At 54.0% G+C, this 12879-nt stretch carries 10 protein-coding genes and 1 tRNA gene; 3 read left to right on the top strand and 8 right to left on the bottom strand.

Annotated elements, in window-relative coordinates; translation table 11 throughout:
- Positions 1–2: 2 nt before the first annotated feature.
- Complete coding sequence (locus BARVI_RS05435) at positions 3–1148, bottom strand: glycosyltransferase (RefSeq protein WP_025278264.1); 1146 nt, start codon at positions 1146–1148, stop codon at positions 3–5.
- A gap of 7 nt (positions 1149–1155) precedes the next feature.
- The gene (locus BARVI_RS12920; RefSeq protein ID WP_084547002.1) at positions 1156–1650 is read right to left on the bottom strand and encodes an outer membrane protein; all 495 of its coding nucleotides are present in this window, start codon (positions 1648–1650) and stop codon (positions 1156–1158) included.
- 240 nt (positions 1651–1890) lie between these two features.
- On the opposite strand from BARVI_RS12920, the gene BARVI_RS05425 reads away from it, so the two are divergent.
- Positions 1891–3123 (top strand): multidrug effflux MFS transporter, encoded by a 1233-nt coding sequence (locus BARVI_RS05425; protein ID WP_025278262.1) that lies wholly within the window; start codon positions 1891–1893, stop codon positions 3121–3123.
- A gap of 143 nt (positions 3124–3266) precedes the next feature.
- Here BARVI_RS05425 and BARVI_RS05420 read toward each other — a convergent pair.
- The 3 genes from BARVI_RS05420 to BARVI_RS05410 all read right to left on the bottom strand — a co-directional run bounded on the left by BARVI_RS05420 (position 3267) and on the right by BARVI_RS05410 (position 5275).
- Positions 3267–3342, bottom strand: a tRNA-Pro gene (locus BARVI_RS05420).
- A 115-nt stretch (positions 3343–3457) separates the two neighbouring features.
- Complete coding sequence (gene aroB, locus BARVI_RS05415) at positions 3458–4513, bottom strand: 3-dehydroquinate synthase (protein WP_025278261.1); 1056 nt, start codon at positions 4511–4513, stop codon at positions 3458–3460.
- Between the two features lie 21 nt (positions 4514–4534).
- Positions 4535–5275, bottom strand: coding sequence for an HAD family hydrolase (locus BARVI_RS05410; protein WP_025278260.1), 741 nt, complete (start codon positions 5273–5275; stop codon positions 4535–4537).
- A gap of 140 nt (positions 5276–5415) precedes the next feature.
- Here BARVI_RS05410 and BARVI_RS05405 point away from each other — a divergent pair, with 140 nt between their 5' ends.
- Both BARVI_RS05405 and BARVI_RS05400 read left to right on the top strand, forming a co-directional pair.
- Positions 5416–6207 (top strand): hypothetical protein, encoded by a 792-nt coding sequence (locus BARVI_RS05405; RefSeq protein ID WP_157232545.1) that lies wholly within the window; start codon positions 5416–5418, stop codon positions 6205–6207.
- Between the two features lie 216 nt (positions 6208–6423).
- Complete coding sequence (locus BARVI_RS05400) at positions 6424–8676, top strand: glycoside hydrolase family 31 protein (RefSeq protein ID WP_232214017.1); 2253 nt, start codon at positions 6424–6426, stop codon at positions 8674–8676.
- Between the two features lie 77 nt (positions 8677–8753).
- Here the strand turns inward: BARVI_RS05400 and BARVI_RS05395 are convergent, their stop codons facing one another.
- Genes BARVI_RS05395 through lysS form a run of 3 tightly spaced genes read right to left on the bottom strand, consistent with a single transcriptional unit; the run spans position 8754 to position 12870 of the window.
- Positions 8754–10097: a glucose-6-phosphate isomerase gene (locus tag BARVI_RS05395; RefSeq protein ID WP_025278257.1), complete on the bottom strand. Its 1344-nt coding sequence runs from the start codon at positions 10095–10097 to the stop codon at positions 8754–8756.
- Between the two features lie 21 nt (positions 10098–10118).
- On the bottom strand, positions 10119–11114 hold the full coding sequence (locus tag BARVI_RS05390; protein ID WP_025278256.1) for an NAD(P)H-dependent glycerol-3-phosphate dehydrogenase: 996 nt from the start codon (positions 11112–11114) through the stop codon (positions 10119–10121).
- A 22-nt stretch (positions 11115–11136) separates the two neighbouring features.
- Positions 11137–12870 (bottom strand): lysine--tRNA ligase, encoded by a 1734-nt coding sequence (lysS, locus tag BARVI_RS05385; protein ID WP_025278255.1) that lies wholly within the window; start codon positions 12868–12870, stop codon positions 11137–11139.
- Positions 12871–12879: the final 9 nt, after the last annotated feature.

The following is a 12879-nucleotide window of genomic DNA, read 5'->3' as shown; positions in this document are numbered from 1 at the left end:
AGTCAGAGCGTTTTTTCTGTGAGATAACGGGTGATTAATCCGATGTTCCGTCGAGGATCATACCGCTCGAGCAGCTTGACCCGCCGGGTCCGCTCGGCCGAGTCGAAGGGGGTAGTGAGCACTTCTTTTACCGCATGGATCAGGGCTTGCGGGGTATCGGCCACGATGCAGGCCCGTTCGAGTCCCGTGCCCACGAGCATTTTGCTGTTGACAATGCAGTGGCCGCCTGTGTAGAGGGCATGAAGCAGTTTCAGTTTCAACCCGGTGGGCTGGAAGGTGACCAGCACGTTGGCAGCCGCCTGTTGTATGAGCCGTTCCATCTCGTCGTCCGAGGGGTTGGGTACGAGCCGGGCACCGGGTGTGGCGGCAATGCGCTGGGTCAGCCGCGGGGCGGGATTCTTTCCGGCAAATATCCACGACACCCCGGGTGTATTCGGTACCACCTGTTGCAGCAGGTAGTCGGCTGCCTCGATATTCTCCTCGACCGACAGATTGCCATGGTAGAGGATATACTCTTCGCGACTGGTGAGGGGGGCTACTGTGTTGTGCGCCTGGAAGGCGGGGAGCCACAGTGTGGCGACCTGCGGGTATTTCGAAGCGAAGTAGCACCGGTCGCTCTCGGTAATGGCCAAGATGGCATCGGCATTTGTCAGTATGTGTTCATATTGTTTCAGCCGGACAGCTTCGAGCCGGTAGTAGAGCCGTCGCCAACCTGTTGCCTGGCGGGCCAGTTGGGCGTAATATTCATGCTCGATGTTGTGCATGCGCACCAGTTTGCAGCGTCCTGTCAGCCGGGAATCGGCCAGGAAGGCGCAGCAGTGTATCCCCTCGAAGAGGATAGGCGCGTCGTCGGTCAGCAGGTCGGTGAGCAGTTGCGAGGACTGTCGGCTGGCCACGATGTAGGGCTCGACCGAGAGCTGGCGAGTGAACGAGCGGTTGCGCGGATAGTAATAGACCCGGTCGGCCACGGCGTCGAGTTGCGGTGCCCGTTGCCGGTCGTACTGGTAGGTGTGCAGATAGACCTCGTAGCCGGCTGCCCGGAAGGCTTTGAGCTTGTAGTAAATGTCGATTACTCCTCCGTAGTCGGGCGGAAAGGGTACTTGCAGCGATACCACATGAATGCGCAGGCGGGGAGCAGACTGGGGCATGGTACGGTCAGAATTTGTATCCCAACCCGATGGAGAGGTTGGCCTGGTGGAACTTGTCGATAAAGATATACTTGCCCTCGATGTGTAGGTCGAGCCGGCGCGAGAGATTCATCTCGAATCCAGCTCCGGCATTGATACCGAATTTGTTGACGGTGTTGGAGAGTTCCTTGTCGTTTTGCAAGGCATTGCCCCGCCAACTTTGAAAGGCGATACCCGCCAGCGGATAGAACGAGAAGCGGCCTGCAAAGGGGACGAGGTAGTGCACGTCGCCATTGATGTCGAGCTCGTAGCGGTCGTGATTCGAAAAGGCATAGTTGATCGAGGGGGCTACCCGCCAATGTTTGGAGACGGGCAGATGTATGAAGATGCCGGCATGAACGTTCTCGCTATCGAACAGATAGCCGGTCGATACACCCAGGCTCTTGGTGTTGTGTGATTGGGCTTGGGCCCCGTTGATGCAGAGCAATACGGCTAATACGATAAGTCCTATTATTCTTTTCATTTTCCAAAATTTGTGAGACAAATATACGGTATCTTTCTGGGAATGTGAAAGTCATAAAATCTTTTTTACGTGGAATAGGGTTAAATAAAAAAAATTTTTTTCGGTTGTCCCTGCCGACAGGTTTTGACCGAAAAATTCGGGGAAAGGAGGCTTTGAAAAAAAAGGTTAATAACTCATTGGTAAGAGGCGACATGTAGCTACATTCTTGGTAATTTTGTCACGGTTTTTAAGAGAAAGGTAATGAAAGGTAAAAATTCAGCACTGTTTTTATTTATTCTGTTAGGGGCATTGACGGCCTTCGGACCGTTTGTCACCGATATGTATCTGCCCAGTCTGCCGTCGATGGTCGGTTATTTCGACACCCAGGCGTCGATGGTCCAACTGGGACTCACTTCGAGCATGATCGGACTGGCTCTGGGTCAACTCTTTTTCGGCCCGTTGAGCGACCGGTACGGACGTCGGTCACCGTTGCTGGCCGCCATGTTGCTCTTCATCGTCTCGACCGTCTGCTGTATCTTTTCTAGTACGATTGAGAGCTTTATATTCTTCCGATTGATACAGGGTGTGGCCGGCGCCGGTGGAATTGTCGTGTCGCGCTCCATTGCTACCGACCTGTTTACCGGTCGTGAGTTGGCCAAAGCCATGGCCATCATCGGAGCCATCAACGGAGTAGCTCCCGTAGCCTCGTCCGTCCTGGGTGGATTCCTCACCGACTCGATTGGCTGGAAAGGTATCTTCGTCGTACTGCTGGGCATCGGGGTACTGCTCCTGTTGGGCAATCTTCGTTTCAGGGAGTCGTTGCCGGTCGAGCGTCGCAAACGAGGTAGCTTGAAAAGTATGTTGGCCGGATTCGGCGTTGTGTTGCACAATCGCCGGTACGTCTACTACGTCTTGCAGATGGGGTTCGCCATGGGCGTACTCTTCACCAATATCTCGTCGTCGCCCTTCATCATGCAGCAGCACTATGGCTTTTCGGCCTTCGGGTTCAGCCTCTTCTTCGGAATCAACGCCCTGGCTATCGGGTTGGCAGCCGGACTGTCGGTCAAGTTCAGCAATCCCGAGCACGCCATGTTTGTGGGTAGTGCCGGCATGACCTTGCTGTCGCTCATCGAGTTTGTAGCGTTGAGTCTCGGTTGTTCGTTTGTCGTATATGAAGCCCTCCTCTTCCTGCTGCTTTTTGCCCTGGGGCTCACCTTTACCGCCAGTACGACCCTGGCCATGGATTGCGAGCGAGCCAATTCGGGCACGGCTTCGGCGCTGTTTGGTGCCGCTGGGTTTGCTTTTGGAGGGGTTGTATCCCCGTTGGTCGGGTTGGGCAATATCCTCTCCACTACCGGATTGCTTTTTCTGGTATGTTCGCTCTGTTCGTTGGGCTTTACCCTGCTGGCCCTGTCGCAAACCCATGCCAGTCTGTGGCACAGTTTCAAAGGCCGGTTGCTGCCGATGGTGCGGATAGTGCGCCGAACGAAATGATACGGTTTGAATCATAATGATTGGATCGTCGCCACAGAAGAAGGATACTTCTGTGGCGACAGTCGTTTAAAGGGAGATTCAACGGGGAAGAGGATAAAAAAAGAAAAAACTCGATAATCATCGATTATCGAGTTTTGTTTCAGTCGGGGTGACAAGATTCGAACTTGCGACCACACGCCCCCCAGACGCGTACTCTAAACCGGGCTGAGCTACACCCCGCTGATTTGGTGATGCAAAAGTAGGTCTATTTTTTATGATGACAAAATTTTTAGAGACTTTTTTTGCGAGTTTTTTGATTTTTCGGGCTAAGTACCTGCAAGTGAATCGATAAATTTTACAACTTGAACAGGTCGCGATAGAGGTCGAAGGCTACGAATATCTCTTCCTTGTCGGCATGTTGGTCGATGACCGGCTGACCGATAGCCTGCAAGAGGGTGAAATTGATGTGCCCGGATTCGTTTTTCTTGTCGTGGGTCATCAGTTCATACAGGGTTTCGTAGTCTTTGCAGGTGATGGGATAGGCTCCGTAGTGGCGATAGATGTAGTCGGCCAGTTGAGTGATGGTATCGCTGGGGAATTGCAGGTAGTGGTGCGAGAGCAGCAGTTCGCACACAAGTCCCCAGGCTACGGCATAGCCGTGAGGTATGGGTTTCCCCCGACGGTGCGACAGACTTTCGAAAGCGTGGCCTACGGTATGACCCAGGTTGAGGGCTTTGCGTATGCCTTTCTCGCAAGGGTCTTGGGCCACGATGCGTTGCTTGACTTGTACCGACTCTTCGAGCAGTTGGAGCAGCCGTTCCCAGTCGGGTGTCGAGAGATCGAAGTCGAGCAGGGCCCGATAGCTGTCGGCGCTGTCGATGAGGGCATGTTTCAGCATCTCGGCATAGCCCGAGAGCAGCTCTTCGTGGGGCAGGGTAGTAAAGAAGCGGGTGGAGATGATGACGGCATCGGCCGGTCGGAATGCCCCGATTTCGTTTTTCAGTCCGTTGAAGTTGATTCCGGTTTTCCCACCTACGGCAGCGTCGACTGCCCCGAGCAGCGTAGTAGGCAGATTGACAAACCGAATGCCCCGTTTGAAGCAGGCGGCGGCAAATCCACCCAAATCGGTCACCATGCCTCCGCCCAGATTCACGAGCAATGACTTGCGGCTGGCACCGTGTCGGCTCAGTTCGTCCCACACGTGGGCAAGTGCCTCCAACGTTTTGTGAGTGTCGCCAGCCTCGATGGAGATGACGTGGGTTATGGGGAGTTCGCCCGACAGCAGCGGCAGCGACATTGCTTGCGTATGAGTGTCGCAGAGGATAAACAGGTTGTCGTGGGCGAGGCTGTCGATAATTTCGCCAAGGGTTTTGCCGGGAGTGGCGGTAAACAGGATTTTTTGCGGCTCCATACGAGTGTGGGGGTTAATGGGTTATCGGGTCTGTTTGAACAATTCGATGAGGTGGTCGATGTGCTCGGCAAAGTCGGGCATGGTGGGATAGACCAGGTCGGCCCCCGCGTCGAGCAGGGCTTGGGCCGGAATGGGTCCCGTGTCGACGGCTACGGTGAATACCTGGGCGGCGGCTCCTGCGGTGACACCCAACGGGGCATTCTCGATGACGAAGGCTTCGTGGGCATTGACTCCGGCTTTGGTGAGCCCCATGAGGTAAGGCTCGGGGTTGGGCTTGCCGATTTTCACGTCGTAGGCCGTTACCCGGTAGGCTGGCTCGAACACGCCGGGATAGTCGTGGTCGAGGCGGTCGATCAGCGAACTCTGTCCCGATCCGGTGACCAGCACGGGGCGTATGCCGTTGGCCACGAGCCGTTGCAGCATGCGGTCGGCTCCGGGCATGGGGGCGATGGGGGGCAGTTGATGGAAATGCTCGACCTTGGTTTTATAGATTTCGGCACACTCCTCGTCGGTGAGTTGCCGGCCGAATTGCTTTTCAAACAGGTATCTGATGGTGCTGCTGCCGGTACGCCCTTCGTACAGGTAGAACTCGTCGCGTGAGCAGTGTATGCCCAGCGGGGTAAGTGTGCGGTACCAGGCCTCGACATGGTTTTTCATCGAGTCGTAGAGAACCCCGTCCATATCGATGAGGGCCGCTTTGGGCGTGATGCAAGCAGCGTGATGGGTAGTCAGGTAATTTTTGATAGCTTCCTTTTCCTGCATATTTATATCGTGTGACTTGTTTTTTCTTACAAAAGTAGAGTTTTTGCCACAATTTACAAGGCAATTTGTATCGAAAGCCGCGATTTATCTTTTGATTATCAAAGTGCATTTATTATTTTTGTGAAAAATTATTGTCGAATATGAAGCGAGTATTATGGAAATGGATTCCGGTTGGTGCACTTTTGGTTGCATTGAGCGGTTGCGGAGGTGGAGTTGCCGATGGCGATTATGCCGGTGCGTTTAAAGAATATGTGAAATCGGAGTTGAAGGCTGGGACGTGGGTCCTCACGGCCGACGAGGGGTTGACTGCCGACCAGGTCGACTCGATTCAGGCCGAAGTGCTCCACGAGGTGACCATCGCCGACAGCATGCGGGCCGGTCGTCAGGAGGCTATCGACGCATATGTCTCTACCGAGCAGCAGTTGAAGTATGACATGGAGGTGGCCGAGCACAATTACAAACTCGATGAGAACAGCCAGTTTGCCCGTCGGGCCGACTATGCCCGCAAGTATAACGAGGCCAAGCAAGCCCATGGCAACGACCGCAATTATGCCTCGCAAATCGAGGGTTACAAGCAGGCCATGGAGCGGTTGCCCAAAGACCACGAGGCCTATGTGAAATTTGACAAGGACCGTGATTTCTCCTATATTCGCAAGTATGAAGCTGCCAAGACGGCCTACGACCAGTTTGTGGCCGTGAGCGTGGAGGATTACATCAAGTCATACGCCGCATTGGCGCAATATGCCGGGCGCGACACGACCGAGGTGTTGGGTACCGTAGCCCAAGTCGAGTTCATTACCCCCGACGGGCACCAGTCGGCTATTGTGCTGTTCAACGAGAAACCTACCTATGTGAAGGCTATCCTTACCGATTCGCAGGCGCTCGAAGACGATGATACGATGGGCGATGCTTCGGAGTATGAGGCCGAGTGATCGAGCTTTCGTCCGTGTTTGTCGGTGAACTCATCGTCTGTATTGTTGAAATGCGGATTTTATCTGATATGTAAAAGGGGAAAGAAGATATCTTCTCTCCCTTTTTTTGAATTGCATTCCAAATGCTGGATAATGTGGATAATAACCTTAATTTTATAGATCATGAATTACAAAAGAAATCTCTTATTTATTGTGGTGGGGTTCTTGTACACGTGTATGGCATGGTCCCAATATAATCCGGTGGCAAACGAGAAGGCTGTCGTGCGGTCGGGAAACATGCGTTTTACGGTGTTGACTCCCGAGATGATACGAATCGAGTACAGTAGTAAACAACTCTTTGAGGATCGGGCTTCGTTTGTGGTAGTCAACCGCGATTTGCCGGTGCCGCATTTTACCCGGCAGGAGCGCGACGGCTATCTCTATATCACGACCGACAAGTTGCGGCTACGCTACCGGGTGGGCTCCAACCCATTGAGTAACGATCCTGCCAATCCCAATTTGCAGATTGCTCTTGATGTAAACGGGATTGAAGAGGTATGGTATCCCGGTAAGTCCGACCCCTATAATTTGAAAGGTACTACCCGCACGCTCGACCAGGCCAACGGCGATGTGCGTGACTGGCTCGAAAACGGATTGCTTTCGCGGTCGGGTTGGACCGTTATCGACGAGCGGGAACCGCGCAAGGACGGCAGTTTGAGCCTGATGTTTGAGAAAGATCCCGAAGGGGGTATGGATTGGGTGGCCCAGCGTCGGGACCCTGACGGGCTGGACCTCTATTTCCTGGGTTATGGTCATGACTATAAAAAGGCTTTGGGCGATTTTACCCGGGTAGCCGGGAAGATGCCTTTGCCGCCGCTTGATGTATTTGGATACTGGTATTCCAAGTATCAACGTTATACCGAGCAGGACATGCGCGATATTGTGCATGAGATACGCTCGCGCAACATTCCTATGGACATTCTGGTCATCGATATGGATTGGCATCGCAACGGAAAGACCGGGGAAACGAATAATACCAAGTGGACCGGCTGGAGCTGGAACCGGGAACTTTTCCCCGATCCCGAGGGCTTTATCGCCTGGTTGCATGCCCAGCATTTGAGCACAACGCTCAATCTGCACCCGGCCGATGGAGTATATCCCAAGGAGGATCATTACGACGAGTTGTATGCCGACTTGTCCAAGCGATACTCCGATATTACGGCCGACAGTCTCTCGACCGCCGATGGGACTATCCGCTGGAATATTGAGAACCGGGATTTTTATGAAGCCTTCTTCCAACATATTCTGAGACCTCATGAAGAGATAGGGGTAGACTTTTGGTGGCTCGACTGGCAGCAGTGGAAAATTGCACGGAACGAACCCAATCTGGGTAATACCTTTTGGTTGAACCACGTCTTTTTCAATGACAAGAAGCAGCAGGGCAAAAGTCGTCCCTTCATCTTCCACCGATGGGGCGGGCTGGGTAATCACCGTTATCCTATCGGCTTCTCGGGCGATACCTATGCCAACTTTGCATCACTGGCCTTCCAGCCTTACTTTACGGCAACCGCTTCGAATGTGGGGTATGGTTATTGGAGCCACGACATCGGCGGGCATATGCAAAATGGTGACAACGATGCCGAATTGTATTTGCGCTGGATTCAGTATGGGGTGTTTTCGCCTGTCTTGCGCACGCATGCGACCTCGTCGAGTCACATCGAACGTCGCATCTGGAAATATGAGAATTTCGAACAGATGCGCGATGCCATCTATTTGCGATATGCCCTCGTTCCCTATATCTATACGATGGCTCGTTGGGCCTATGATACGGGTATAAGTATATGCCGTCCCATGTATTACGACTATCCCGAGGCCGATGAGGCCTATCGCTATGAAGGGCAGTATATGTTTGGCAATGATATTTTGGCGGCACCCATTACCACATCGGACAAGGGTACGAATGTGAGTGAAAAAACGATATGGTTGCCCAAGGGCACGTGGTATGAGGTGATGACCGGCGAGCTGCTCGATGGCAACCGGGTGGTGACTCGCTCCTTTACCCGAGAACAGATTCCCTATTACTATCGCGAGGGGGCTATCGTGCCGCTCTATCCGCGCATCATGCACTTGAAGGAGCGCCCCGAAACCCTTATCCTGCAATTTGCACCGGGGAAATCGGGCGAATTTAACTTCTACGAAGATGCCGGCAACAGTGTCGATTATGATACGGCTTGTACTTTTACCCGGATTACCCAAAGGAGTGAGAAAGGGAAAACGGTCTGCACCATCTATCCTCGCACCGGGGCGTTCGACGGTATGCCTCAGGCTCGGGCTTATCGGCTGGAACTTTTGGCCCGGGAGAAGGCTCCTTCAAAGGTGACGCTTAACGGTACCGCTACCGACTATGAATATGATGCCGCAGGTAAGAAGGTGATTGTTTCGATACCGAGAACTGCATGTGACAGGAAACTGGTAGTTACCGTTCAGTAAGGGAATGGTGATGTCAATAAGAAAGAAGCCTGCCGGAAAACCGGCAGGCTTCTTTCTTATTGTTACGATACGTTGTATCAAAGACGGGCTTGGATAGCCTTGCTCTCCTCCTCGTATCCGGGTTTGTTGAGCAGGGCAAACATGTTGCGTTTGTAAGCCTCTACGCCCGGTTGGTTGAAGGGGTTCACACCCAAGATGTAACCGCTGATACCGCAGGCCTTCTCGAAGAAGTAGATGAGCTGGCCCAGATAGGTTTCGTTGAGTTCGGGAACCACGATTTTGAGGTTGGGCACACCGCCGTCTACGTGGGCGATTTGCGTACCGAGTTCGGCCATCTTGTTCACCTCGTCCACACGTTTGCCGGCCAGGTAGTTGAGTCCGTCGAGGTTCTCCTGGTCCGAAGGAATCGTGACAGTGTGTTGCATCTGGGCTACCGAGAGCACGGTCTCGAAGATGATGCGCTCGCCCTCTTGAATCCATTGACCCATCGAGTGGAGGTCGGTGGTGAAATCGACCGATGCGGGGAAGATACCCAGATGGTCTTTGCCTTCGCTTTCACCGTAGAGTTGTTTCCACCACTCGGCGAAATAGTGCAGTTTGGGGTTGAAGTTGACGAGAATTTCGATTTTCTTGCCGCTCTGGTAGAGGGCGTTGCGGGTAGCTGCATAGATGGCGGCAGGGTTCTGTTCGAAGGGAACCTCTTCGCCACAAGCCTTCTCCATGGCAACGGCACCGGCTACGAGGGCGCGGATATCGAACCCGGCGATGGCGATGGGCAGCAGACCTACGGGGGTGAGCACCGAGAAGCGGCCGCCTACGTTGTCGGCGATGACAAAGGTCTTGTAACCCTCGGTGTCGGCCAGTTTGCGCAGGGCACCCTTGTGGGCGTCGGTTACGGCAACGATACGGTGTTTGGCCTCCTCTTTGCCCACTTGGGCTTCGAGTTGCTCTTTGAGCAGACGGAAGGCGATGGCGGGCTCGGTGGTCGTTCCCGACTTGGAGATGACGACGATACCGAACGATTTCCCTTTCAGGAGGGTTTGCAGTTCAAAGAGGTAATCCTCGCCGATGTTCTGTCCGGCAAAGAGAACCACGGGGTTCTTATGTTCGTGGCGAAGGAACTCGAAGGAGTCGGAAAGGGCTTCGATCACGGCTTTGGCGCCCAGATAGCTACCGCCGATACCGATAACCACGACGATTTCGCAGCGATCTCTCAGTTGTTTGGCAGCGGCTTCGAGGTCGGCCAGATGAGCTTCGCTGATTTCGGAGGGCAGATGCAGCCACCCCAAAAAGTCATTACCCTTGCCGGTACCTTTGTGCAGCATTTCGATACCGTTGTTGGCTTTGCCTTCGAGAGCGAAAACGTCGCTCTTCGATACGGTGCCTAAGGCTTTTTCGATGTTCAGTTCGATTGATTTCATTGTTTCGATTCTATTAGTTGTTTATAGAAATGTATCATAAATTTGTTTGATGGCGTGGCGGGGCAGCACCTTCTTGTACAGTATATCATAAACGCATTGCAGGATAGGCATGTTCACGTGATAGCGTTCGTTTATTTCATACATGCACTTGGTGCCGAAATAGCCCTCGGCAATCATCTCCATCTCCATTTTGGCGGCGTTGACCGAGTAGCCCCGCCCGATCATGGAGCCGAAGTTGTGGTTGCGGCTGAATCGGGAGTAGGCGGTAACCAGCAGGTCGCCCAGGTAGACCGAGTCGCTGATGTTGCGCTCGCAGGGCGATGCCACCCGCAGGAAGCGGTCCATCTCGTTGAGGGCGTTGGAGACCAGCATGGCCTGGAAGTTGTCGCCGCTCTTCATGCCGTGGCAGATGCCGGCGGCAATGGCGTAGACGTTTTTGAGCACAGCCGAGTATTCGATACCTCGCACGTCGGTCGACACGATGGTTTTCAGTTTGGCGCTGTTGAGCGTGTTGGCCAGGGCGTGGGCCCGTTCTACCTCGGTGCAGCCCACGGTGAGGTAGGAGAGGCGTTCGAGTGCCACCTCCTCGGCATGACAGGGACCGCCGATGACGGCCAACTGCGACTCGGGCACATGGTAGAACTCGTGCAGATACTCGGTGACCAGCATGTTCTCGTCGGGGACAATGCCCTTGATGGCCGTCACCACGAATTTGCCGCTGATGTCGGTCGTGAGCTTTTTGAGGTGCTCCTTCATGTAGGGCGAGGGGGTCACCAGTACCAGCGTGTCGGCCGCCTGGGCAATCTCGTTGATGTCGGAGCTGAAATGGATGCGTGACGTGTCGAAGGCAATATCCGACAGGTACACGGGGTTGTGGCCGGTCTGCTTGAAATCGGCTATGCGGTCGTCGCGCCGCATGTACCACAGGATATTGTCGGCGTTGTTCAGCACCAGTTTGGCCAGTGCGGTGGCCCAACTGCCGCCCCCCATAATCGCTATTTTACCGGGAATGGTCATTACAGGATAGCGGGTTTGGTGATTACTGTTTTGCGTTTTCTACCCAACCTTTCACTTCGTCGACCGTGGGGTTGGCCAGGTCGAGTTTGTATTTCTTGTTGATGCCGCAAATCTCCTGATGCATCTTGTTGGGGTTGGCCTCGGCCAGGTCGGCCACGGTCAGGTAACCGGCCTTTTGTATGGGAGCTACCCACGCTGCGGGTACACCCACGGCGGTATAGGCGGCCTCTTTGTCGCGTTTCTGTACCTTCTCGGGACGCATCTGCGGGAAGAAGAGCACCTCTTGTATGGTGGTCTGTCCGGTCATGAGCATGACGAGACGGTCCATACCGATACCCATACCCGACGTGGGAGGCATGCCGTATTCGAGGGCGCGGATAAAGTCGTTGTCGATGAACATGGCTTCGTCGTCGCCTTTCTCCGACAGGCGCAACTGCTCCTCGAAGCGTAACCGTTGGTCGATGGGGTCGTTCAGCTCGGAGTAGGCGTTGCACAGCTCCTTGCCGTTGACCATGAGCTCGAAACGCTCGGTCAGTTCGGGGTTGTTGCGGTGACGCTTGGTCAGCGGCGACATCTCGATGGGGTAGTCGGTGATAAAGGTCGGTTGTATGTAGTGGCCTTCGCATTTCTCGCCGAAGATTTCGTCGATGATTTTGCCTTTGCCCATCGTCTCGTCGATTTCCACACCAATCTTTTTGCACACCTCTCTCAACTGCTCCTCGTTCATGCCGCTGATGTCGATGCCGGTGTGCTCCTTGATGGAGTCGAGCATGGTGATGCGCTTGAACGGCGGCTTGAAACTGATGACGTTGTCGCCCACCTTGATTTCGTCGGTGCCGTTCACGTCGATGCAGATCTTCTCGAGCATCTTCTCGGTGAAGGCCATCATCCAGTTATAGTCCTTGTACGACACGTAAATCTCCATGCAGGTGAACTCGGGGTTGTGGGTGCGGTCCATACCCTCGTTGCGGAAGTTCTTGGAGAACTCGTATACCCCCTCGAAGCCGCCCACGATGAGGCGTTTGAGGTACAACTCGTCGGCAATACGCAGGTAGAGCGGAATGTCGAGGGCGTTGTGGTGGGTGATGAAGGGACGGGCGGCGGCGCCACCGGGAATTGATTGCAGAATAGGGGTCTCCACTTCGAGGTAGCCGCGGGCGTTGAAATACTCGCGCATCGAGTTGTAGATCTTGGTACGTTTGATGAAGATGTCTTTGACTCCCTCGTTAACCACCAGATCGACGTAGCGTTGGCGGTAACGCAGTTCGGGGTCTTCAAACGAGTCGTAGGCCACACCGTCCTTCATCTTGACGATGGGCAGCGGGCGCAGCGATTTGGAGAGAACCGTCAGCTCCTGGGCATGTACGGTGATTTCGCCCGTCTGGGTGCGGAACACGAAGCCGCGGATACCCACAAAGTCGCCGATGTCGAGCAACTTTTTGAATACCGTGTTATACAGCTCCTTGTCCTCGCCGGGGCAGAGGTCGTCGCGCGAGATATATACCTGAATGCGGCCCACCGAGTCCTTCAACTCGATAAACGAGGCCTTGCCCATGATGCGTCGGCTCATGATACGGCCGGCGATACATACCTGACGAGGCTCTGCGGCACCGTCGACAAAATTATCTTTAATTTCCTGAGAATAAGCATTTACCGGATATTCGGCTGCGGGATAGGGCTCGATACCCATTTTGCGCAACTCTTCAAGACTGTTGCGGCGAATGATCTCCTGTTCGCTCAGATCGAGAATATTCATAGACGTAAG

The organism is Barnesiella viscericola DSM 18177 (assembly GCF_000512915.1).
GTDB classification, from domain to species: domain Bacteria; phylum Bacteroidota; class Bacteroidia; order Bacteroidales; family Barnesiellaceae; genus Barnesiella; species Barnesiella viscericola.
Note: the sequence above shows the minus strand (reverse complement) of the source record. Positions and strands in the feature narration are given on the sequence as shown.

Bases quoted from the DNA above. Each gene is read 5' to 3' on its own strand.
- BARVI_RS05435 (WP_025278264.1), bottom strand. From the start codon at position 1,148: ATGCCCCAGTCTGCTCCCCGCCTGCGCATTCATGTGGTATCGCTGCAA.
- BARVI_RS12920 (WP_084547002.1), bottom strand. From the start codon at position 1,650: ATGAAAAGAATAATAGGACTTATCGTATTAGCCGTATTGCTCTGCATC.
- BARVI_RS05425 (WP_025278262.1), top strand. From the start codon at position 1,891: ATGAAAGGTAAAAATTCAGCACTGTTTTTATTTATTCTGTTAGGGGCA.
- aroB (WP_025278261.1), bottom strand. From the start codon at position 4,513: ATGGAGCCGCAAAAAATCCTGTTTACCGCCACTCCCGGCAAAACCCTT.
- BARVI_RS05410 (WP_025278260.1), bottom strand. From the start codon at position 5,275: ATGCAGGAAAAGGAAGCTATCAAAAATTACCTGACTACCCATCACGCT.
- BARVI_RS05405 (WP_157232545.1), top strand. From the start codon at position 5,416: ATGAAGCGAGTATTATGGAAATGGATTCCGGTTGGTGCACTTTTGGTT.
- BARVI_RS05400 (WP_232214017.1), top strand. From the start codon at position 6,424: ATGGCATGGTCCCAATATAATCCGGTGGCAAACGAGAAGGCTGTCGTG.
- BARVI_RS05395 (WP_025278257.1), bottom strand. From the start codon at position 10,097: ATGAAATCAATCGAACTGAACATCGAAAAAGCCTTAGGCACCGTATCG.
- BARVI_RS05390 (WP_025278256.1), bottom strand. From the start codon at position 11,114: ATGACCATTCCCGGTAAAATAGCGATTATGGGGGGCGGCAGTTGGGCC.
- lysS (WP_025278255.1), bottom strand. From the start codon at position 12,870: ATGAATATTCTCGATCTGAGCGAACAGGAGATCATTCGCCGCAACAGT.